Genomic DNA, 21,958 nt, shown 5'->3' with positions numbered 1-21,958 from the left:
ACACAAAAAAATAATGCGTATTTTATTTGTATCCGCCGAAGCATCACCCCTCGCCAAAGTGGGCGGTATGGGCGATGTCGTCGGCGCTTTGCCGAAATTTCTGCGGCGCATGGGCCACGATGTCCGTATCTTCATGCCCTACTACGGTTTCGTCCCCGACAAAATGGACGTTCCCAAAAAACCTGTTTGGGATGGGTCTGCCATGTTCCAAAGCTTCTCGGTGTTTGAAACTGTTTTGCCGGGAACCGATGTACCTTTATACTTATTACAACATCCATCTTTCTTGCCGCGCCGCGTTTACGGCGGTGTAGATGAAGATTGGAGGTTCACTTTCTTTGCCAATGCTGCGGCTGAATTTGCCTGGAATCATTGGAAGCCCCAAATTATCCACTGTCACGACTGGCATACGGGGATGATACCGGTTTGGATGAGCCAAGATCCCGATATCAGCACGGTTTTTACTATTCACAATTTAGCTTATCAAGGGCCGTGGCGCTGGCGTTTGGAGCAGATGACTTGGTGTCCTTGGTATATGCAAGGTCACAATACAATGGCTGCCGCAGTACAGTTTGCCGATCGAGTAAATACAGTTTCACCGACTTACGCCGAGCAAATCAAAACCCCAGCTTATGGGGAAACTTTGGAAGGTTTGCTGTCTTACCTCGGCGGTAAAGTATCGGGCATCTTGAATGGAATTGATACAGAATCTTACAATCCAGCAACTGACAAGTACCTCCATCAACAATTTAGTGCTGATACTATTGAAAAGCGCCCCGCTAATAAAATTGCGCTGCAAGAAGAAGTCGGTTTGGAAGTAAATAAAAATGCCTTTTTGATCGGCATGGTGACGCGGCTGGTAGAACAGAAGGGATTGGATTTGATAATTCAAATGCTCGATCTGTTCATGGCCTATACCGACGCTCAATTTATTGTACTGGGAACGGGCGATCGCTACTACGAAACCCAACTCTGGCAAATGACAGCCCGCTATCCCGGTCGGATGTCCACCCAACTACTCTACAACGAGGCCCTCTCCCGGCGCGTTTACGCAGGCTGCGACAGCTTCCTGATGCCCAGCCGTTTCGAGCCCTGCGGCATTAGCCAAATGCTCGCCCTCCGCTACGGGTGTGTGCCAATGGTTCGCCGCACCGGCGGTTTAGTCGATACCGTTTCCCACAACAACCCGATCGACAATACCGGTACCGGTTACTGTTTCGATCGCTACGAGCCCCTCGACTTGTTCACCTGCATGATCAGAACTTGGGAAGGTTTCCGCTACAAAGATAAGTGGAGAGAACTGCAACAGCGTGGCATGAGAGAAGATTTTAGCTGGGATATTTCGGCCAGGAAATACGTCAACTTGTACAGCGATATTTTGGGATTGCCGCCCGAAGAAACCACACCGGCATCAGAGGCAGAATTGATCGTTGGTAAAGGTTAATCTTAGTCAGGTGCGTCAGTCGGTGTTTGATTCAACTGAATCGAAGGGCGGGCTGACGCACCCTAAAGCTTAGTAAGGTGCATCAGTCAATCGATTTTAGATTTTAGATTAAAGAATTGAAGCATTGACCTCACGGATGAGTCCGGGGGCTTGTATCCTGGATGCTTTCAGTCGGTTTTTGATTCAATTTAATCGATCGACTGACTACGGACTACTGACTACGGACTACGGACTAATGACTACTGACTACTGACTACTGACAAATTAATCAACAAATAAATCGAGAGGTAAATGACCGTAAGTGCCACTAACTCCACCTTCCGAGGAAGATTGACAAGAAATCAAAACGCCCCGGTAAGTTCCGGGATAACCGTCAACATAATACGAACCCTTCAAAGTATTGAACTTAATATAAACCGAACCAGTAAATGAAGAGACAGCATTGGGATCTAAAACAGCTTGATATCCCAAAGCTTTCAAATAACCTTCTAAAGCTAAAAACCCCTCATCCGTCGAAGAAGCGCACACTCCCAACATTTGATAATCCGACAAACTTGCTACCAGCAAAATCGCTTGACGCAGCGCCTGTTTTTCCTGCGGCGATGCTAGAGATTGCATATCCAGACAAGTAAAATCTTTGAGGATTTGCTGTGCTTCTTCAACAGTTAGGGTAGTCGGGTTGTGAGTAGACATGAATTGCTCTGATATTTCCCAAAATTACGATCGACACTGGGGTACTCGTCAACGAATTTCTGCCATTGCAACCCTCGATCGACGGCGGTAACACTTGCACAATTCCTGATTATAGCCCATTGTGTGCTCTGGCCATCAATTCGGGCGATCGTCTTCGTTGGCTTTCCTTCGCTAACGCCAACGCCGGAAGCGCACAAAAAAGCTAGTAGTTTTTACCGATGTTTTCAAATTTAGATCAATCCGCGTTTTTTCAGCTTTGCTAGCGCATCTTCGGCCGCATTTTTCTCAGCATCTTTTTTGCTTTTGCCTTTACCTTCTCCATAGAGTTTCTCTGCAACATAAACTTTAGCGAGAAATTCCGGCTTGTGGGGTGTGCCTCCTTCTTGGACGGTCACGTATTTGGGCGGAGTCGTGTCACCGTTGGCCTGTACCCATTCCTGAAAGCGATTTTTCGAGTCTACAGTCGATCGAGTTTCCACAACATTTTCGGGAACAGAATCAAACATTTGTTGCACAAAGTTGCGAACTTTGTCCATGTCTTGCGTGTCGAGATAGTAGGCGCCAATAAATGCTTCAAAAGTGCTGCTGAGCAAATTTGGATTAGTAATCCCACCTTCTCGATAAGCTCCTTTTCCGAGCCGCATTTTTAAGTCTAAACCTATTTCAGTAGCAAATCTGGCTAATTGTTTTTCATCTACTAATGCAGAACGCCGGCGAGTCAGTTGGTCTTCTCCCATTTCTGGATGACGCTGATAGAGATATTCGCCGCTGAGAAAAGTCAGCAAAGCATCGCCGAGAAATTCTAAGCGTTCGTTGTCTTCTTCGCGGAATGTGGGGTTTTCGTTGACGTAGGAACGGTGAGTGAGCGCTTGGCGCAGCAGTTTTTCATTATTGAATTCGGGAAGGGTTATTTGGAGTTCTTGTGTTGGATTAGTTAATGGCATGGGAATTTTGTAATGGTTATTGTTTTTGGAGTTGGGTGTTATTAGGTGGACATGAAATAGCCGCAGATAGCGGTTGGTTTGGAGAATCTAGTTTATCAAATAAACTGGATTTTTGCTATCTGCGGCGGGTAAATTTTAACAGATATTTGGCGGTTATACTATTAGTCCGTTAGTCCGCCAGTCCGTCAGTCCGCCAGGGGTTAAAACCCCTGGCTCATAGCTAAAGTCCTCTAAAGAGGACTGAGAATTGTGTTTTTTTAACTGTATGTCAGTCGGTTTTAACCGACTTTAGCTATGAGACAGGGAATTCATTCCCTGGCGGACTGTGCAACTTTATGCAGATAATCTGTCTGCTTCTATTACAAACAATTGCTGATCCTGCAATAGGATTTTTCCATCTTTCACGGCAGCCTTAACCAACTCGCTAAAGCGTGAAAATGTTTTTCCCTGATGTTGGCAGACAAAAGTTACTCCCTGATACTTGGGAAAAAGCTGCAACATTAGGTTGTTAATAAAACCTAATCCTGTACCCTTCCCTTTGCTTAATGCTGTTTTGATAGCTTCGATCAAATACTCAACAGCCTCATTGTAAGTGAGATGACACTGAACATTTTCTATTTGCTGCTGAGTCTTAGCTGCTATCAAGCTAGGCAATTCATCAAGAAAGTGAAAATCACTACCTACAAGTTCTTTCAGCTTTTGTTTAACATTACCTCGCTGAGCAAAGACTATAACTTTTTTGCCACGATCTTTTAAATTGCGAACCGAGTTTACAAAGTCCCCATCTCCTGATACAAGGATAGCTGTATCGGGAGGCCGATTTCTGTAAAGATCATTAACAAAGTCAGCCATCAATTGGTTATCTGCACTATTTTTTAGAGGACAGGGAACATCAATACATTTAAAACCAAGGCTTTGCAGCTTGTTTTTTGCAGAGACTTGATCGGGACAGAGTGAATTGTAGTAGATTTTTGCGTCAATCAAGCTCCCCTCAACTTTGGCAAATTCTAGCAATTGACTACCTAGATGTTTAATTGAGTTTGCGTTCTGAAGATCGATGTAAATAGAAACTAAAGCCTGCAACTGCTCCTTCATTTGATTATGTCCTACAAAGAGGTTGACTGGACAGCCTCGATCTATCGCGCATCTAGCATTAATGGAGTTTTATCTATGGGTTTGCTCAAAAATGAACATCTCCGCGCAAGACAATCTGTTACCACCAAACACTTTGATTTTGTAGGGATTTGATTAGCGTCTTAGCTACAGGGTTTACAGAACTGGAACGAGCTTAGTAGCAGCCGGTTGAAGGGAAAGGAAACTGAATAATGTTTCGATTTTCTAAAGCTTGATATCAACTTGTTAAAACGACATTAGACTCACATTCCGCGAAGGGAAATAGAACTCAATAATGTTTCGATTTTCTCAAACTTATATCAACTTGTTAAAACGACATTAGACTCACATTCCGCTCAACGGGGTGCTAGAAACTTGCCCCAGTTGTATAAACCGTGTAGCTAAGACGACTCAATCAACATTCCTTAATTTTGAATGCGATATTTAGTTTTAGCTGTGCTTTTAGGCTAGCGTTCTAATTATTGGATGTCAAGTATTCACTCAAAATAATTTTCTTACATCCTTAGACATCTCACCAAGGTTTTCGCCAATTTGACACCGATCGCCCTGATACACTTTACCCGATCGACCGTCCCCACATAAAAAACCTTCTTCCTCTCGCCCGCCAGCCCCTCTCCCCGTGTGCCCTTACCGCTTATCTCCGGCATTTAAACAGTAAATGTAAAAATATGTTGCAAACTTTGTACTGCTGTGTTAAGTTTAGTTACATAAGGTTGAAATTAAACGAGGTTTATGGTCATGGAAAACAAAGACGCAAAAGTTGGCTTCACTGAGTTTGCTGAAACCTGGAACGGCCGTTTGGCAATGTTGGGCTTCGTTATCGGCTTAGCTACCGAATACATCACTGGTCAAGGCATTCTCTCTCAAATCGGTTTGATGTAATCAGCTTAACTGCATACAATAGCTGAAATTCAGTGGGGCGATCGACCCCTTCACAAATGCACTCATCCCCCGCTAATAAGTCCCCTTCAATTCACACGGAAGGGGATGAGTGCATTTTATCTCAAAAAATCCCACAGATGGCACAATCAAAAATCTTTTCCGTCTCAATATTTATCGCGAGACTAACTCCAGCAAACTAAGCAATTTCTACAGAATCAAAAATCCTCAATTTAGGAGTCAAAGTCGCCACCTTCACCAAACCATCGCGTTTGTGATTCCGCACGCTGTTACGTAAAATCATCTCCGACAGATCGGGCATTTCCTGCCAGCAGTGCGAGCAGAACCAATAAACGCGATTGTGGCGAGCGTGGCGGAGCAATTTAGAGGAGCAACAAGGGCAACTATTCATGATATTTTAAGCCTTTTTTGAAGATATGGAGCGATAACCCAATCATTAGAGAGATTCACGAAGGCCTGCACATCTCAATTCCAGGCACAAAAATAAAAAATCTCTTTCACTCACAGCTTTGAGCGCCACGCAAGTAGCACTTTTGGAGGCCCAACAGTAACACCACAATCAAAAGCTGAACGCTCCAAGGAGCCCAAGAGAAACCCCAAATAAAACAACCCAGCCCGGCCCAAGCCACAAGCACAAAAATATCTTGAGAGGTTTGCCAGTAAACCCAGACTGCTGCCAGAGAAACTATTAGTAGCAAAATGTAAGCTGAGGGCATAGTCGTCTTCTCCCAATGTGTCTGCCAACAGTCAGGAGCGATCCCTGACGTTCTGCTTAAACATAAAACTAAAACCTGAAGAACTTATGAAGACGAGTGAGTTGTTACAAAAAGTAAAATAATCCTGCCAGCTTATATTTTCCCGATAAATCTTTAGGAATACTGATCTCATGGCTGAGGCCGAATTCGGTTAAATGAACGCACTACCCATAGGGATTTAGGCATCCCTAATTGGTATCAATTTCATCCCAAGACCGACAGGGTTGAAACTGATACCGGACTGATGTTTTGAGTCTTAAGCTGACAGGACAAAAGGTACGGGGCATAAATCGCTACATATATCCTGTCCGATCGCCCTGATTCGATCTAAGGAACCATACCAAAGAAACCAAGTTTTTTTAACTCTCTTTGCCTGCCAAACTACTGCTTGAAAAGCGGCACAATTCAAGGCGGGCGATCGATCTATTCTTGCTCCCAGCCCAAAGCCTCAGCGACCTGAGCCGCCAAAAACATCGGTTCAAAAGGCTTAGCAATCACGCTCACCACCCCCAAATCCGCGAACATCCGCCTGTCGCCAGCCAGAGCCTTAGCTGTCAATAAAATTACCGGAATGTGCTGCGTAGCCTTATTAGCTTGTAACTGTATAAAAGTAGTAGGCCCGTCTTGGTCGGGCATCATCACGTCCAATAGAATAGCATCAGGCTGTTCGGCAAGAGCCTTAGCAACGCCCTCGCGGCCAGAACTCGCTGTCAGGACTTCCCAGCCCCCCACCAGTTCAAGACTGACTTGAGCTACTTCCCGAATATCTTCCGCATCGTCAATAACCAAGATGCGCTTGGCAGTCAAAATTAACATTTTTTTATGAATGAGAACTGATCATAGATTAGAGGTGAAATGTGAATATTTTGTAAAGCAAATTATCTTAGCCGATCGGACTTTACAGTAAAATTTCAAAACTGTATAGCAAATGTTGAAGGAAGAAGGAACAAGGAAGACCGAAGTTGCCATCGACAGGCAGGGTTTCAACTAAGAACGTCCTAAGCCTCTGGCGGGGTTGGTGTAAAATATCCCACCCAAAAAAAGCCGCTTTTCGACCTCAAATTGTGCTTTTTGCCCGCAGTCCCCACACTGCTGACAAGGCTGAGATTGTTTATCTATGAGTCGATCGAACAATCTGCACAAAATCAGTAACTTTGGGTACACCTGGGTAGAAATTAACTTTCAGTTGCCAGCCCCTCCCTCAGAAGTGGCAGACTTAAGAAAAAAGTGCTGCCCTCCCCCAATACGCTCTCCACCCACATCCGCCCCCCGTGCTGCTGCACGATACTGCGACAAATAGCCAGCCCCAAACCAGTACCTCCCTTCTGGCGAGAATCAGAAGCATCAACTTGTTGAAAGCGTTCAAAGACCATCTCCAGCTTGTCTGGCGGAATACCCCGCCCTTGGTCTTTCACAGCAATCACGATGTACCACGATCTCGGAACTGGCAACTGCGGAGGCGCGGCGGCCGGCTCATGAGACAACAAAGACGGAGACGACACCGACTTGTGCGCTGCTTTTTCTGCCAAATCCGGATTGTGGGTCAACTCCCCGCTCAGCCAAACCGTAGCGCCGGAGGGAGAAAATTTTATAGCATTACTGAGTAAATTTGTCAAGGCTTGAATTAGCCGATCGGGAACAGCTTGCAATTGCGCCCCTACAGGCTTCACCGACAGAGTAACTCCCGCCTGCTGAGCCATTCCCTGCATCTCGTCAGCCGCCTGCAACATCAGCTCAGCCACATTGCAAGTTTGTTTGATGGCAGTGCTGTAACTCGACTCCATCCGCTCTAAATCTAGGATGTCGTTGACCAAGCGCACCAAACGGTCAGTGTTACTGACAGCAATCTCCAGCATCCGCTTAGCTTTCTGGGGGTAAGCGTCCAGCAGGCCGCTGTTGAGGAGGCCGAGGGCGCCGTGAATCGAGGTCATCGGCGTCCGCAGTTCGTGGCTGACAACAGAGATGAATTCATCTTTCATGCGCTCGACGGCAAGCTGCTCCGTGATATCTTTAAAAGTCACCACAGCTCCAATAATTTCGCCTTGTTCTCGCATCGGAGCGACAACGTACTCAACCGGAAAACTGCTGCCGTCTCGCCGCCAAAAAATCTCATCGGTGACGCGCCGCGCCTCTCCGTCTTCCAAGGTGGCTAAAATTTGAGAACTTACCCGGTTCGGCAGCAGTTTGCCCGCCTGCTGTGCGGCGCAGTGTGGGACAAGTTCAGAACCTGAATAGATCTCTGTTGCAGGTGACAGTTGCTCGATCGCCCTTGAGCATTCTTGCTGTGCACGGTGTAAACTTTCATAGAGTGGTCGATCGATCAATTGCTTCGATTCGCACCCAGCCATTCTCACCGCCGCAGGATTGACAAAAGTTACTTTTCCCTGTTTGTTCAACCCGCAAATTCCTTCTCCTGCGGAGAACAAAATCATTTCTGTTTGGTGGCGGAGTTGTTCAAAGGCTTTTTCGACTCGCTTGCTGTCGCTGATGTCGCGAGAGATTGTCGAAACGCCCGTTACCGCTCCAGTCGCGTCTTTAATCGGAGAAATCGTCAGGGAGACATCTATCTGTTGGCCATCTTTCCGCAAGTGCACGGTTTCGTAATGGTCGATGGTGGCTCCAGCTCTAATATTTTCCAATATTTGAGGCATTTCCTTGGGGCGTTCGGGTATTGCTAAAATCTCGATCGACTGCCCCTTGATTTCCGCCGCGCAGTAGCCGTAAATCTTTTGGGCTCCTGCGTTCCAGCTCTGAATTGTCCCGGTGAGGGTTTTGCCGACGATGCCGTCGTCGGAAGACTCGACAATAGACGCCAAGCGCACGAGTTCGTCTCTAGTTTGCTTGTATTCCGTGATGTCGCGGCCCAAAATCACGATACTTTTGCGTCTGCCGTCGGGGTGAAATACGGGTACTTTAATCACGTCGTAGATTTTCACAGTACCGTCCGATCGGGGAATCATTTCTTCCCCCCTAGAAAGCTTACCTTTTTCCCACGCTTCTCGATCGCTGAGCTCGCAAGCCTGTAGCGCCTCGCGGTAAAAAATGCTGAGTTCTCCTAGCTGAAAATCTTTCAGGCCGCGGTAGTCTATTTTTTCTAGCTCGAACACTTCCAATATCGCTTGATTTGCCTCCTGCCACCTGCCCTCGCCATCTTTAAAGCAGACAATATCTGGCATGGCATTCATCAGCAAGTCGAGATACGAGTTTTCTCGCGGTGCAGCTTCTACCTCGGCCCGCTTGGCGATTTCCCGTTGCAGGTTTTCGTTTGCCGTTTGCAGCGAGTCCTTTAACAAACTTTCTGTAAAAGTCTGTTCTTTAATTATTTCCTGAAGTCTGTGGAGTTCTAGCGACTGCCGCCTGCGAGCCAACAAATTCTCTACCCGCAAATGCAGTTGGGCAGGTTCGGCGGAAGTTACTATCAATTCGTCTATTCTGCCTTCGAGTTGTTTTGCCTTCAGCGAAAATGGCGGCTCAAAAACAGCAGGCGTTTGGGATTTACTAACAAGCAAAAACGGTAAAAATATCGGCTCGGCGGCAGCTTTTAATGATTCTACCAGCGGCCCGATGCGCTCGAAAGAGGCCTCGTCGAGAATGCACAAGTCAAAAGCGATTTGGGGAATGGGAAATTCCGAGTTGGGTTCTAAAGCGCGATCGAGTACGATCACCTCATGCTCGGTGTTGAGGTGGGCGATCGGCAAATTAAGTTGTTGGTGGCGATCGACCAAGAGTAAAATGCGGCTCATTAGTGTGTTAATTTCCCCATGACTAATGATATGATGTCCGGTAAATTAACCATTATATGTTTTGTAGTGAGGACTGAAGTCCTTTTTTTATGAGGAATGAAGCCCTCACTACAAACAAATTTTATAGCCCTCTATCGACCGGACGCGAGCGAAATTATCAAGGCATTAAGTAGCCAGAGTTGAAGCCCCAATTTAATATAATTTGATAATTATTTAATTGTTTGTTGGTTCAAGAAATGACTAATGACTAATTACTAATTCAGGGGGCGGGTTTATATTTATTTGGGTTGTCAGTTCTATGAAAGCTGGTGAAACCCGCCCCTACAGCCTAATGACTAATGACTAATGACTAATGACTAATGACTTTTTACGGCATTCCGATCGGAATCAAAGAATCGAACGGCATACAGCTAGAGTAACGACTCCCATCCGATAAAACCGCAATCAGCCTCACCTGCCAGTCGGGCATAATTTGCAAATCCGCCCAGGGTACTGCTACCTCCAAACATTTATCCACTCCCACTTGAGCGCGGCTAATGCGGGGCTGCCACCGATCGCCCTCTTCTGCTTCCTGAAACCAAATCGATTTCGTCAGCAAATTAATCTCTAACTGATGGTGGTATCGATAGTTTAGGGGTGCTTCGTCAGGCAAACCCGACAGCGGAATCAGACTGTTGTGCATCGTGCGATCGGGATAAAACCAGAACAAATTTAACTGCTGCGGGCAATCAATTCCCGGCCGCACCCCTACCTTGAAGTCGGCGCGAATGTAAAAATTCAAGTGGTCAACCCCGTACCAAAGCCGCTGAATTGCCGAACTCCGGTGCATGGTACCCCTTGCTCCCCCAACTTCAATCCGACCGGCTTTGTCCCAATCCTGTTCGTTGCCGATACCGTCAATCACCGGGTGAATAAAGCTCAGCGGCAGGTGGTCGCCTTGAACAGAGTGCACCTCTACTTGCCGCCGCACTTCCGGGGGTACGGGCTCGCCGAGAGCTTCGTAAATTCCCGCTACGTGTTCGCGAAATAGCTGGTCGAACATGGCATCTTGGTTCGACGTGTGGCCTTCGCCAAACCACCAGAACCAGTCGGAACCTTCAGCCGCATAAAGCGCTTCCCAAGCTTCTGGGTTGCTTTCTTCTGTGGCCTCTGGATGGTTGGCCAGCATTTGTCTGGCGGGCCCTAACAAGTCCCAAGCGCGATTTTTCGCGGGATCGCCGATCCAAGTTGTTAGAGAACCGTCCACCCAAGAACCGGTGTGCAGTTGGGCTGCGGGAATTGTTTCGGTTGCTGGGAATTTGTCAAGAAATTCTGAGACTGTGACTAATTTTATATCTGGATTATTGCTGAGAGTTTGATAGAGGGATTCTAAGAACGGTTTGCCGTCTTGGGGATAGAATTCCCAGCAATTTTCGCCGTCTAGGGCGATCGTCACTAACCAGGGATTTTCTAAAGCTGTTTGACCATCGGACTGTCGGTTTTTGAGCGTTCTGCCGATCGCTTCTAAGTGTCCCACTAAATCTGATGCTGCTTTTTCCGGTTCCATCGAGCCGTAGGTAAACCCGATCAAGTCGGACAATCTGTGGTCTCTAAATACTATGGCTAAATCGCCGTCAGGAGTTTCTAAACGGTAAGGGCGATATAAGAATTCTGGTTCGTAGACATTCCCTGTCGCGTCGCGGTTGAAAAAGTGTTTAATTGTCCACCCCAATACTGCTTCGTCCGAGACTATCCATTTAAAGCCTTGTTTGGCAATGTAGGGCAAAATTTCCGGGCTGACTGCTTGTTCCGACGGCCACAAACCGCGCGGTTGGCACTCAAACCGGTCTTGATACATTTCCCAGGCTTTTCTCAGGTGTCGGGGAATATCTTCTTCCCACTGAAACCGGTGTTGTGGCAGCGTCATGTTTGGAATAGCTATGCGGCCGCCATTAGTGTCGGCAAGCAACGGTAAAATCGGGTGTGTGTAGGGGGTTGTGGAAACTTCCAACTGTCCCTCAGCTTGCATTTTACGGTGCTGGGGAATGATGCGAGCGAGGATTTCTTTTTGTTTTGAGTAGATGTTTTTTCGGTCTACCAAACTAAAATTTTGTCCTTGTTTGAGCCACCCTGCAATCTCGGGATCATCCCAAAACAGCGGGTCAATCCAAGCTAAATTATGCCAGGCCAGCAAGTCGCTAAAATCCTGCAATTTCCAGTTTGCCAAACACCACTGAATGCCTTTTTCCTGCCGCTGAGTGTAGAGTTGAGCGTAGCGGGGGTGTGGCTGAATCAGGGTGTGGTAATTGGCGTCAAAGAAGTGTTCTAAAATGAACTCTTGTTCTTCGATATTTAAAGTTTCTGCTGGCTTTAATGTCACCGCCAAGTAAGGGTCTAATGCTCTGTCTGCGATGCAGTCTTCTATCTGCAAAATCAAGGAGGGAACCAAGTTTACGGTTTGATGCAGGTTGGGATATTTTGCCAGGAGGAGCACTAAATCCAAATAGTCTTTGACTCCGTGCAAGCGCACCCAAGGCAGTCGGTAATGAGCTGCTCCTGCGCTAGCTGATACTCTGGATTTATAGAGCGGTTGGTGTTGGTGCCAAATGAAGGCTACATAAAGGGGGTGAGACATTGAATTTAGTAATTGGTAATTGGTAATTGGTAATTGGTAATTAAATTTGGTAATTGGTAATTAGCAATTAAATTGGGTAATTTGCAACCGTCAACCGTCAACCGTCAACTGGTAATTGGTAACAGTCAACCGTCAACCGTCAACCGTCAACCGTCAACCGTCAACCGTCAACTGTCAACCGTCAACTGGTAATTGGCAACAGTCAACCGTCAACTGTCAACTGTCAACCGTCAACTGGTAATTGGCAACAGTCAACCGTCAACCGTCAACCGTCAACTGTCAACTGTCAACTGTCAACTGCCAACTACCAACTGCCAACGGACTAATTACATTACCTGTTCGACTTCGGCAATTTCTGGGATAGCCTCGCGCAGGCGACGTTCAATGCCCATTCTCAGAGTCATTGTGGAACTCGGGCAAGAGCCACAAGCTCCTTGTAGTCTCAGGTGTACCACTGGGCCCTCAATTTCTACAAGTTCGACGTTGCCACCGTCGGATATCAAGTAGGGGCGCATTTCATCGAGAACTGTTTCGACGTTATCTCTGGTTAGTGCTAGTGTCATATTTCGCCTCTGTGATGATTTCTTGCAGTTGATGAAAGTTCGATTTGACTCAAGGACAGCATTCTCAACCCGCGCGGGATTTAAGAAACCGGGTTTTTTGATAAAAGACTTAGGCACTCAGGTGAGCCCGCGCCAGGAAACCCGGTTTCTGTCACGCTGATGCTCGCTCCCAATTAGCTCTCTCGTTCGATCGTAGCGTTACTTGCCGCCAAATCAAGTTGATTCTGATACGTTATCCAAAAAAACCCGTTTTATTTAAGAAATCGGGTTTTTGATCGCGCTACACTACTGCTGGTTCTAGCAGTTTGACGTTGGAGTAGTTGAACTCGGTTGTTGTCAATTGACCTTTTTCTTTCGATCGAACTACTTGCTTTGTCATGACATAATAGTCGCCTATCTTCTCAAAGGTATCTTCAAATTCGAGTTCTTTGATAATTTCGTCTGTTTGGGGGTTGCGGAAAACGGCATCGTAGTGGGTAGCCAAAGAACCTTCGGGTGTCTCTAAGCTTTTGTGCGTGTCAATTACGAAAGCCATGCGGCCCATCACCCGGCTGACTTGACAAATTGAGAGACCTCGGATTTTATAATTCGATCCCATTGAGTCGCCTTGTACCAAGATGTCCACAGCGTCGGTGCTGTCCTTCTCGCCCAGGGTGAAGCTATTTTTGCCGTGAGATTTTTCAAATGTCGAGCGCTTGCGGTGGGTAACAATATCGCGCATTTGGGTGTAAACGCTTTGCTGCACTTCCTCGTCTTCAATGCCGGTGACTTCCACGCTCATGTCGGGTTTGATCCAAACATGACCCGTATATACTTCGTCGCCCTGTTTGAGTTCAATATCGGCACTGTAACCGGGAAAATTGGCATCCCAGGTATAGCGGTGTTCGTAAGCAGCGCGAAACAAATCGCGAGCGTTGGCTTGCTCTGTCATAAATCCCTCTTTCTCTTGACACCCATCTAGTTTAGCTTAACCCCGATAAGCCCCACATTCACTGGATAGGGGAGTTACCCGCACTTTTGGCGAGCACTTCTTGGGGGTGCGGCTGGGCTGGCAATTAGGGCGCAACAAGAATTTACCGCAAAAGTGGGTATAAAGCCCCGTCCTTCTAGGACGGCTTTAATTTCTACAATTTGTAAATAATTGTTAAATAGGTAGATTTTGTGGGTAAAAGTTGCAGTAAAAATAATGATAAACTATTCCCATGATAGTATTAGAGTTTAAGTTGAAAGGCAAAGCGGAGCAATATCGGATCATGGACGAAATGATTCGGACGGCTCAATTTGTCCGAAACAAAACTCTTAGACATTGGATAGACAATCAAGGAATTAAGCTGGTAGACCTATACAAACAGTGTGCCATTATGGCGAAAGAGTTTGAATGGGCAGGCCAGCTTAACTCGACGGCACGTCAAGCTTCGGCGGAGCGTGCCATTTTTGCTATAGGGCGTTTTTTTGCTAATTGCAAAGCAAAGAAACCAGGGAAAAAGGGATTCCCGCAGTTCAAAAAGCACACTCGTTCCGTTGAGTACAAACAATCGGGTTGGTCACTTTCTGCCGACAAAAGATGTTTAACATTTAAAGACGGCTTCGCTGCTGGGAAGTTCAAGTTGGTTGGTAGTCGGGATTTGTATTTCTACGCGCCAAACGAGATTAAACGAATCAGAGTCGTGCGTCGTGCAGACGGATACTACGCTCAATTTTGTATCAATGTGGAACGGAAAGAGGAAGCTATTTCCACTGGTAAAGCCATTGGAATAGATGTCGGATTAAACCATTTTTATACTGATAGCGATGGCGAAACAGTTCCTAATCCTCGGTATCTCCGCAAAAGCGAAAAAGCTCTGAAGAGATCGCAGAAGCGAGTTTCTCGGAAAAAGAAAGGTTCTAAAAATCGAAAAAAAGCGATCAACAAGTTAGGAAGAAAACACCTGAAGGTCAGTAGACAGCGTAAAGACTTCGCCATTAAGACGGCGTTGTGCGCGGTGAAATATAACGATTTTGTAGCCTACGAAGACCTTCAGGTGCGGAACATGGTTAAGAACCATAAACTCGCTAAATCAATTAGCGATGCTGCGTGGTCACAGTTTGCTCAATGGTTGGAATACTTTGGAAAAGTGTACGGCAAAACAGTTATTGCTGTTGCTCCTCAGTACACATCTCAGGAATGTTCACACTGTGGCAACCTGGTTAAAAAAACTCTGTCAACTCGAACCCATATTTGTGGTTGTGGTGTGGTGTTAGATCGCGACCATAATGCCGGAAAAAACATTTTGGCAAAGGGATTGAAGCAGGCAGGAATCAATTTAAATACGGTGGGGCACACCGAAATTTACGCTGGGGGACAGACCGATCTCTACTCGCTGATGGTAGCCAAACAGAGATAAGTTCGACTGGATGATCCAAGAATCCCTGCGCCTTTAGGCAAGGGAGTGTCAATTTCTCTATCGGTTGCTATGATTTGAAGAGAAAGTCCCAAAATGCCTGGTTATTGAGAGCGCGATGGGTCGATCGCCACACACCAGTCTTAGTTATGGGTTATGTTGAAAAAACTTGTGTCCGCTTTTTAGGGGTTGCACCCGCAGGCAACTATTAGATTCCCCCCTTAATAAAATGCTAGAAACTGTCTACAAACACTTAGAAACCTTGCAGGAACAAGCTAGGGAATTGCCACACTCGCAACAGGCAATTTTCACAAAGACTTTGGAAGATTTATCAAATTCTCTACAGGAAATGGCAGGCAGCCGCTTGTTTGAAAGCGCCACAAATAACGCGGCAAAGCTGGTTGAAATTGAAAAAAATAATCGCCTCTTGGAACGGACTGTAGCCCAGCAAGTAGGGCAAATCAGACAGCTACGGGAGCAGTTGGAAAAACAAATCAGCCAGCATCGCAGGGACAATCAAGCATTAACTAAAAGTGAAGCCAAACTGCAAGCTATGCTTCGTAATTCTCCCGATCTAATTAGCATTGTTGGCTCGGACGGGCGAGTTCGATACCACAGCGGATCCCTACAGCGGCTTTTGGGTTACAACCCAGAAGAAAGAATTGGCAAATTTCACGGCGAGTTAATCCATCCAGACGATTTGCTGGCTTGGCAGACGTATTTTGGTAAGTTGTTAGAATCTCCAGGAATTGGGGGGGCAATCGAATATCGGAAACGCCACGCTGACGGTTCTTGGATCTACATGGAGTCGGTAGGTAACAGTTTGCTTTACGATTCTAGTGTGCAGGGAATTATAATTTATTCGCGGGAAATAGGGGAACGCAAGCAAGCCGAAATCGCAGTCAGAGAGTCGGAACTGCACTACAGAGTTATGTCGCAAATTACTTCGGATTTTGCCTATTCTTTTAAGGGACTGCCCGACGGCAAGTTCGCCTGCGAGTGGGCGACAGAAGCTTTTGAGCGCTGCACCGGTTGCGTTCCTGAAGAATTAGAATCGTTTGGTTGGTGGAACTCGGAACTCGTTCATCCCGACGACAGGGAAATGTTAATTAAACAGTTAGAAGGCTGTACTTTCAGCCGCACTGGAGCTAATGAGTATCGCATTATTAATCAAAAAGGCGAGGTGCGCTGGGTGCGGGACTACTGGCAAGTGGTGTGGGACAAAACTGCTGAACGGGTTGTCCGTTTGTGGGGCGCTTGTCAGGAAATTACCGATCGCAAGCAAGTAGAATTGAAACTGCAACTCGTTAACCAAGTTTTGCAAGCCCAGATAGCATCGGCGCCGCTGGCGATTAACTGTACCAGCAATGACGGCAATACCGTTGTTTGGAACCGCGCCGCCGAACAACTTTTTGGCTGGACTGCGGCTGAGGTTTTAGGGAAACCTTTACCGAATATTCCTGAAGGCCAAAAGCAAGATTTTTACGGGCTGCTAAAGTCTGCGTCTAATGGCAAACCGCAAAACGGTTTGGAAATATCTTTGTTGAAAAAAGACGGTAGTTCGATCGATGTTTGGCTTTGGGCCGCACGGGTGCGAGATGCGGGTGGCCAGACTGTCGGCAGTATCAACATATTTTCTAATCTTTCAGAACGCAAGCGCATAGAGGAAGAGCGCCAAAAACTAGCAGCGATGAAAGATATGGAGGAACCTTTTTGGGCGCGCTATGTCAGCCCTCCAAAAACTATGAAAAAGAAGGGCGGCGGGTAATTCTATCAAGCACAAGTTAAGAGCATTAAAAGTGCAAAAGTGTAATCTTATGCTTGCAATATCCTTTCCGGTCAAATAACCTATTTAATGGGAGTCGTTCGAGCGGACATAATATGATGAATACACCGAGCTACTACGGGTAGTAGTTGCTATAGCTTTTCTCAGTAACATGAGGTGGTCATAGGGCATAGGGCATAGGGCATAGGGCATAGGGCATAGGGCATAGGGCATAGGGATCGCTCCCATACTTCACCACGCTTGAGAACCGCTATATGTTGTACTGGGTAAAACTATAATTCCCTAAAAATAATTGATGAACCAGCTATGGAATTTATTGAGGGAATCTATCGATAAAGTGTCAGCTTTTTCCTGGGTAAAAATTGTTAGCACGGTAAATATTAGACTTGTTAAATACGCCACTAGAAGGTTTACTGATGCCCAGATTTTTCCTGACTCCTGAAAGTGGCTAACTCTGCGTGAGTTTGGCAAGCTTCACTTAACTCAATGTAATCTAAGATATTGGAAATTACCTGAGAAAGATGGATAGCCGAACGGTGAGCTTCTTGGATAAAATCTCTCTCCTCTATGGGATCGTCAGCTTGGTCGTCTATGGTTAGTTGTAGATAGCCGATGATGTGATTTAGGGGAGTGCGGAGTTCGTGGGACGCTTTCAACAAAAATTGCTTTTTGAGCTGGGATAGTCCTTGTACTCGCTTGGTGCGCTCTTGGTAGAGGGTGGCAAGGGCGATCGCACTTCCTACTTGCTCGGCAAGTTCTTGTGCGAATTCGATCTGGCATTGAGTCCAAGGTTGATCGGTATTACCCTTCCCGGACGATCGACCTTTGCACTGATGCAAGCTAATTATGCCGTTAGGTTGCTCTTGGTAAGCGGTAGCCACCACTAGCAGCGACTGCGGCCCAAAAGAGTCATTGGCTGCAAAGGACTCTACTACCACCGGTTCGAGGGTGGCTAGAGCTTGAAGGAAATGAGGTGCTGCTGTGAGCGAGATTTCCATTCCCAGCATCGGTAAAAATGGTTCTTGGCAGTATTCAGCAGCTACTTTAACTTGCAGGCTAGAACTTTCATAGGGACAAAGGATACAGCGGCTGACGCCTAGTGTTTCTCCCAGACTGTTAACTGTTTGCTGCCAGATGGTATTGAGATCCAAGGTGCGACGAATATTTCTGCCAATTTGGAGTAAAAGCTTTTGCGATTGAGCTGATATTTGCTGATTCATAGCAACCCTTTTTCTACTAGACTGGCAAAAGTTTACCACTCCGGCAACAGGGCTGGGAGTTACTGAATTTGCCAGCCAGCCTCTGTCAGACTTATGGATTACGTAATTCTACTTAAATATTGCCACAGACCGTCAAACATTACTAAGTATTTGCGGTGTCTTTACAAGATCTTTATGATTTTCACATAGAAGAGAGAGCATCCTGTTTTCTTAAAAATCCTTGACAGTAGGGGATTGAAAAGCTGAATCAGTGCTAAAAGTAGGCATGAAGTTCTTGTAAAGTTGGCGGTTTATGGGGGTTTACTCGGAGGTGTGAGCTTCCAGCCGACAGATTAAAGATGAGCTGTTATCCGTATCCCCCGGATTTGATTTATGCCAATTCTGGGTGGGGATCAGAAGTAGCGTGGGTGATCAATATGATCCCAAAACTCCCAAAAAGGGAGCTTGGCGACGGATAAAAGTCAATCGATTTTAGATTTTAGATTTTAGATTTTAGATTTTAGAATTGAAGCATTGACTTGCGCGAGATAAATACGTTCGGCAAGTTTCATCGGATACAGGTTTTTTATTTCTGGACGGATGAATCACGTGGCGGGTATCCTGGATGCTTGATTGTCAAAATTGATACGCTGGTGGGCGATCGAACTGTGTTTGTAGGATAATTACCAATTATCGATGACTTTTATTCACGAAACGAAAGTCACGGATACAGGAATATAGCAATTTTTAAGTGGGTAAGTTACAGTTTGGTAATTAGTAATTGGTAAGAAAGCTGGCGAGTACCTCACGAAATTTGAGAACCGCTATAACAGTTTTTTTTTCGGCTTCCTGATTCCCTCTTGCTTCTTAATTTGTGCTGATTCCTGATTCCTGATTCTTTCAACGTCCCGATGACAAAGGACTAATGATCAATTACGGATGATTAATTTTTAAATAGTGGTTCTTGATAAAGCGGCACAGTAAAAGTAACCGTCGAGCCGAGTCCTTCCCCCATACTGTAAAAATTTACTGTACCCCCCATTGCTTCTACCAGTTTTTGAGAAATAGCCAATCCCAAACCGGTGCCGCCGTATTGCCTGGTACGATCGCCGTCCACCTGAAAAAACGACTCAAATAATTTATCTTGCTTGTCGAGAGAAACCCCAATGCCAGTATCAGCAACTCGAATTTTTACCATTCCGGGGAACTGCTGGTTGTGAACAGTCACCTTTTTCTTAATAACCTCGGCACTGATGCGAATTCCCCCTTCCCCGGTAAATTTAATGGCATTGCCCGTGAGGTTCAAGATTACTTGAAGCAGGCGTTGGTAGTTGCCATACAAAATAATCTCGTCCTCCACAGGGGGTTTTTGGATTTGAAATTGCAATCGCTTTTGCTCGACTTGAACCCGTGTAAAATCCTCAACTTGTTGCAACAGTTCACCGAGTTTGACGGGAGCGAGGTCTAACTCCATTTTGCCAGCTTCGATTTTAGCGACATCCAAAATATCGTTAATCACATTGAACAAATGTACTGCTGATCGGTAAGCTTCTTCGATAAATTGGTGCGCTTCTTCGGGGTCATCTGCCATGCCGTCCATAAGCAGTTTTAGGAAGCCTAGGATGCCGTTGAGGGGGGTGCGGAGTTCATGAGAAGTATTAGCAAGAAATTGACTTTTAAGTTGGGAAAGAGCCACGGCTTCGGCGCGAGCCTGTTCTAATTCTTGGTAAAGTGTAGCGTGGGCGATCGCACTGCCGACTTGAGCGACTAACTCGCGGGCGAATTCGAGTTCGACAGGACTCCATTTCGGGGAACTGCCGCAGCGGTGCAAACATATCAGTGCATTGGGTTGGTCTTCATAGGAGGTAGCTGCTACGAGCACGGAATGGCGGTGGAAGGGATCGGTGGCGGGGGAGGCGTAATCGACTGCTACTGGTTTTAAGGTGGCTAAAGTTTGAATCCACCCTGGCTGTTCGGCTGCGCGCAGTTCTACTCCCAGCATAGAAGAGTAAGCTTCTTGGCGGTATTCAGCTACTACTTTAAAAGTTTTCGATTGGAGATTTTCGATTTGAGTTGGGGAAAGCGGGGGCGAGGGGTAGCTAGCTATTGACTGTTGTAATTCGGCTGCTGCGGCGGTCGAATTTTGCTGATTTTCGGAGGCAAGGAAGGGGGATTTTTCGAGATTTTCGCTGTCTTTTTTGTAGGAACAGATGATGCAGCGACTCGCGTTTAAAACTTGACCCAAACTGTTAACAGTTTGCTGCCAAATGGTGGCTAAATCGAGGGTTTTGTGCAGGTTTTGAGCGATTTGGGAGATGATTTTACGGTCGATTTCCGAGTAGGGAGGGAGCGAGCGACCGGGGATGCGGCTCGCTGGAAGCGACATTTGTTGACGGCCGTCCAAGGGGGATGGCAAAGCTCGATAGAGCATGAATTCTGGGGAGTCTGGCCGTCTGTCTGTGGGTTTGTCAGACAGCAGCCTTCCCATAACTAAGACTTTTGTAGCTTTGCCGTTTGAGTCGATCGCCGGAGTGAGTGTCAAATCGAAGAGAAAATATTGTCCGGCGTGGGAAAATGGATAGCTGAACCGTTGCGGTACGAGGGTTTCGAGCGCCCGCCGCAGGATATCGAGATAAGGCGCGGGGGGGATGGGTTGCAGGGTTTCGCTGAGGGGGCGATCCTCTTCGAGGGCTTCGCTAACGACAATTTGTTCTGCTGTAAGGTTGTACTGTTCGGCTTTTTGCCAGTAAAAAGATAGATATCTACCCCTTGCGTCTTGGGTAAATACTAATTCTGCCCCTAACTCTTGAAAAAAAACTGTAGAGGCGAGGCTCGATCGCCGAAAATCTGTGTTAGAGTCCATCAGAGTAGGGGATGAAAGTAGTTCGGATTTTGGAGTCTTGAGTTTTGAATAAATATCTCAATACTCCCCATTGTTTGATGCTTCTACTGTTAATTTTTGAGTTATTAATCAATTAAAAAGTTGTTGGCTTTTTAATTAAAACATTAATCGCTCAAAACTCACAATTAGCACAAATTTTAGGCTTCTATTATTGAGTATTGAGTGATTAATGAACTCAGAAAACATTTATTATTTAATTCTGAACTCAACTCAAAACTAAAAACTATTCGTTCTCAGCCGTTTTGGGTAATTTAAAGATAAAAATTAAGATTGAGAAATTAGGAATCTGCACCGATTAACTATCAAATGTGAAAATTACGCCAAAATATGAGGCTGCGAACCACCACCTCGAATAGTTCCGAGGTTGTGATTTAGCCGAGTTCACTCGCCCACCACTTGTAGCTTTCGCCGCGAAATCTGCAGGATATCGCCCGCGCGATCGAAATTTCATTGCCAGAAACTTTACAGCCTGCAGATTTGCGCGCGCCGTCTGGGGCGAGAGTACCTCAGTCGTTCCACTCACCACGGGGCGGGACTGGGGGGTTGCGGCGTAAACTCAGAGCCAGCTCGTCTTCGCGGCGCTCGCCTCTGAGCCACTGCTTGATTGCTGTTTCAATGACTTTGCTGGGGTCATTCGTCAAGTGCTTAATTTGGTCTAGCAGTTCAGGATCGATATGGATGGACAGTTCGACTTTTTCTGACGAACTGTGGGATGGTATTCTTGATTCGCTCATAGTTAAAAAATCCTAGTTTTAATTCTTAAGTTTCAATTCTTTTGATGACAACCGACTGGACTAGATATTGGCAGTCCCTGATTTGCACCCAACCTTTCCTCAACCGCTTAACCGCTTTCTGTACAATGAGAGAGAGAAAAGTTTGTTCCTTTTGGGTGTCCGGGCTCGA

At 46.2% G+C, this 21,958-nt stretch carries 17 protein-coding genes; 4 read left to right on the top strand and 13 right to left on the bottom strand.

Annotated elements, in window-relative coordinates:
• The first annotated feature begins 13 nt into the window (after positions 1-13).
• Entirely contained in the window at positions 14-1,441 is a 1,428-nt protein-coding gene (gene glgA / locus QUB24_RS21700) for a glycogen synthase GlgA (RefSeq protein ID WP_333155339.1), read from the top strand.
• A gap of 264 nt (positions 1,442-1,705) precedes the next feature.
• On the opposite strand, the gene QUB24_RS21695 is transcribed toward glgA, so the two are convergent.
• From QUB24_RS21695 to QUB24_RS21685, 3 genes are all read right to left on the bottom strand, one after another.
• A complete protein-coding gene (locus QUB24_RS21695; RefSeq protein WP_333155338.1) occupies positions 1,706-2,134 on the bottom strand; it encodes a DUF1824 family protein in 429 nt (142 codons plus the stop codon).
• Between the two features lie 230 nt (positions 2,135-2,364).
• Positions 2,365-3,078 carry a ribonuclease III gene (gene rnc / locus QUB24_RS21690; RefSeq protein WP_333155337.1) on the bottom strand — a complete coding sequence of 238 codons (714 nt, stop codon included), beginning with the start codon at positions 3,076-3,078 and terminating at the stop codon, positions 2,365-2,367.
• 333 nt (positions 3,079-3,411) lie between these two features.
• On the bottom strand, positions 3,412-4,173 hold the full coding sequence (locus QUB24_RS21685) for an NYN domain-containing protein (RefSeq protein WP_333155336.1): 762 nt from the start codon (positions 4,171-4,173) through the stop codon (positions 3,412-3,414).
• A gap of 777 nt (positions 4,174-4,950) precedes the next feature.
• Between QUB24_RS21685 and QUB24_RS21680 the strand changes: the two genes are divergently transcribed.
• Positions 4,951-5,094, top strand: a complete 144-nt coding sequence (locus QUB24_RS21680; protein ID WP_096831166.1) for a chlorophyll a/b-binding protein — start codon at positions 4,951-4,953, stop codon at positions 5,092-5,094.
• A gap of 196 nt (positions 5,095-5,290) precedes the next feature.
• Here the strand turns inward: QUB24_RS21680 and QUB24_RS21675 are convergent, their stop codons facing one another.
• The 7 genes from QUB24_RS21675 to QUB24_RS21645 all read right to left on the bottom strand — a co-directional run bounded on the left by QUB24_RS21675 (position 5,291) and on the right by QUB24_RS21645 (position 13,718).
• Positions 5,291-5,503: a hypothetical protein gene (locus QUB24_RS21675; protein ID WP_333155333.1), complete on the bottom strand. Its 213-nt coding sequence runs from the start codon at positions 5,501-5,503 to the stop codon at positions 5,291-5,293.
• A gap of 106 nt (positions 5,504-5,609) precedes the next feature.
• Positions 5,610-5,828, bottom strand: a complete 219-nt coding sequence (locus tag QUB24_RS21670) for a hypothetical protein (protein ID WP_333155331.1) — start codon at positions 5,826-5,828, stop codon at positions 5,610-5,612.
• Positions 5,829-6,290: 462 nt separating this feature from the next.
• Entirely contained in the window at positions 6,291-6,683 is a 393-nt protein-coding gene (locus QUB24_RS21665) for a response regulator (protein WP_333104178.1), read from the bottom strand.
• A gap of 359 nt (positions 6,684-7,042) precedes the next feature.
• Positions 7,043-9,610, bottom strand: coding sequence for a PAS domain S-box protein (locus tag QUB24_RS21660; RefSeq protein WP_333155329.1), 2,568 nt, complete (start codon positions 9,608-9,610; stop codon positions 7,043-7,045).
• A gap of 367 nt (positions 9,611-9,977) precedes the next feature.
• Positions 9,978-12,224: a glycoside hydrolase gene (locus QUB24_RS21655; RefSeq protein WP_333155327.1), complete on the bottom strand. Its 2,247-nt coding sequence runs from the start codon at positions 12,222-12,224 to the stop codon at positions 9,978-9,980.
• A 326-nt stretch (positions 12,225-12,550) separates the two neighbouring features.
• On the bottom strand, positions 12,551-12,787 hold the full coding sequence (locus QUB24_RS21650; RefSeq protein ID WP_333032298.1) for a NifU family protein: 237 nt from the start codon (positions 12,785-12,787) through the stop codon (positions 12,551-12,553).
• Between the two features lie 280 nt (positions 12,788-13,067).
• A complete protein-coding gene (locus tag QUB24_RS21645) occupies positions 13,068-13,718 on the bottom strand; it encodes a DUF3386 domain-containing protein (protein ID WP_333155326.1) in 651 nt (216 codons plus the stop codon).
• Between the two features lie 271 nt (positions 13,719-13,989).
• On the opposite strand from QUB24_RS21645, the gene QUB24_RS21640 reads away from it, so the two are divergent.
• Entirely contained in the window at positions 13,990-15,171 is a 1,182-nt protein-coding gene (locus QUB24_RS21640; protein ID WP_333155325.1) for a transposase, read from the top strand.
• 226 nt (positions 15,172-15,397) lie between these two features.
• Positions 15,398-16,936 (top strand): PAS domain S-box protein, encoded by a 1,539-nt coding sequence (locus QUB24_RS21635; RefSeq protein WP_333155323.1) that lies wholly within the window; start codon positions 15,398-15,400, stop codon positions 16,934-16,936.
• A 428-nt stretch (positions 16,937-17,364) separates the two neighbouring features.
• Here QUB24_RS21635 and QUB24_RS21630 read toward each other — a convergent pair whose 3' ends face one another.
• The 3 genes from QUB24_RS21630 to QUB24_RS21620 all read right to left on the bottom strand — a co-directional run bounded on the left by QUB24_RS21630 (position 17,365) and on the right by QUB24_RS21620 (position 21,789).
• The gene (locus QUB24_RS21630) at positions 17,365-18,174 is read right to left on the bottom strand and encodes a GAF domain-containing protein (protein ID WP_333155322.1); all 810 of its coding nucleotides are present in this window, start codon (positions 18,172-18,174) and stop codon (positions 17,365-17,367) included.
• Positions 18,175-19,096: 922 nt separating this feature from the next.
• A complete protein-coding gene (locus QUB24_RS21625; RefSeq protein ID WP_333155320.1) occupies positions 19,097-21,016 on the bottom strand; it encodes an ATP-binding protein in 1,920 nt (639 codons plus the stop codon).
• Positions 21,017-21,561: 545 nt separating this feature from the next.
• On the bottom strand, positions 21,562-21,789 hold the full coding sequence (locus QUB24_RS21620; protein WP_333051858.1) for a hypothetical protein: 228 nt from the start codon (positions 21,787-21,789) through the stop codon (positions 21,562-21,564).
• Between the last annotated feature and the right edge of the window lie 169 nt (positions 21,790-21,958).

It is taken from the genome of Microcoleus sp. B9-D4, from assembly GCF_036705105.1.
In the GTDB taxonomy this organism is placed as follows: Bacteria; Cyanobacteriota; Cyanobacteriia; order Cyanobacteriales; family Microcoleaceae; genus Microcoleus.
This window is presented reverse-complemented; position numbering and strand designations above follow the sequence as displayed.

Bases quoted from the DNA above. Each gene is read 5' to 3' on its own strand.
- glgA (WP_333155339.1), top strand. From the start codon at position 14: ATGCGTATTTTATTTGTATCCGCCGAAGCATCACCCCTCGCCAAAGTG.
- QUB24_RS21695 (WP_333155338.1), bottom strand. From the start codon at position 2,134: ATGTCTACTCACAACCCGACTACCCTAACTGTTGAAGAAGCACAGCAA.
- rnc (WP_333155337.1), bottom strand. From the start codon at position 3,078: ATGCCATTAACTAATCCAACACAAGAACTCCAAATAACCCTTCCCGAA.
- QUB24_RS21685 (WP_333155336.1), bottom strand. From the start codon at position 4,173: ATGAAGGAGCAGTTGCAGGCTTTAGTTTCTATTTACATCGATCTTCAG.
- QUB24_RS21680 (WP_096831166.1), top strand. From the start codon at position 4,951: ATGGAAAACAAAGACGCAAAAGTTGGCTTCACTGAGTTTGCTGAAACC.
- QUB24_RS21675 (WP_333155333.1), bottom strand. From the start codon at position 5,503: ATGAATAGTTGCCCTTGTTGCTCCTCTAAATTGCTCCGCCACGCTCGC.
- QUB24_RS21670 (WP_333155331.1), bottom strand. From the start codon at position 5,828: ATGCCCTCAGCTTACATTTTGCTACTAATAGTTTCTCTGGCAGCAGTC.
- QUB24_RS21665 (WP_333104178.1), bottom strand. From the start codon at position 6,683: ATGTTAATTTTGACTGCCAAGCGCATCTTGGTTATTGACGATGCGGAA.
- QUB24_RS21660 (WP_333155329.1), bottom strand. From the start codon at position 9,610: ATGAGCCGCATTTTACTCTTGGTCGATCGCCACCAACAACTTAATTTG.
- QUB24_RS21655 (WP_333155327.1), bottom strand. From the start codon at position 12,224: ATGTCTCACCCCCTTTATGTAGCCTTCATTTGGCACCAACACCAACCG.
- QUB24_RS21650 (WP_333032298.1), bottom strand. From the start codon at position 12,787: ATGACACTAGCACTAACCAGAGATAACGTCGAAACAGTTCTCGATGAA.
- QUB24_RS21645 (WP_333155326.1), bottom strand. From the start codon at position 13,718: ATGACAGAGCAAGCCAACGCTCGCGATTTGTTTCGCGCTGCTTACGAA.
- QUB24_RS21640 (WP_333155325.1), top strand. From the start codon at position 13,990: ATGATAGTATTAGAGTTTAAGTTGAAAGGCAAAGCGGAGCAATATCGG.
- QUB24_RS21635 (WP_333155323.1), top strand. From the start codon at position 15,398: ATGCTAGAAACTGTCTACAAACACTTAGAAACCTTGCAGGAACAAGCT.
- QUB24_RS21630 (WP_333155322.1), bottom strand. From the start codon at position 18,174: ATGAATCAGCAAATATCAGCTCAATCGCAAAAGCTTTTACTCCAAATT.
- QUB24_RS21625 (WP_333155320.1), bottom strand. From the start codon at position 21,016: ATGGACTCTAACACAGATTTTCGGCGATCGAGCCTCGCCTCTACAGTT.
- QUB24_RS21620 (WP_333051858.1), bottom strand. From the start codon at position 21,789: ATGAGCGAATCAAGAATACCATCCCACAGTTCGTCAGAAAAAGTCGAA.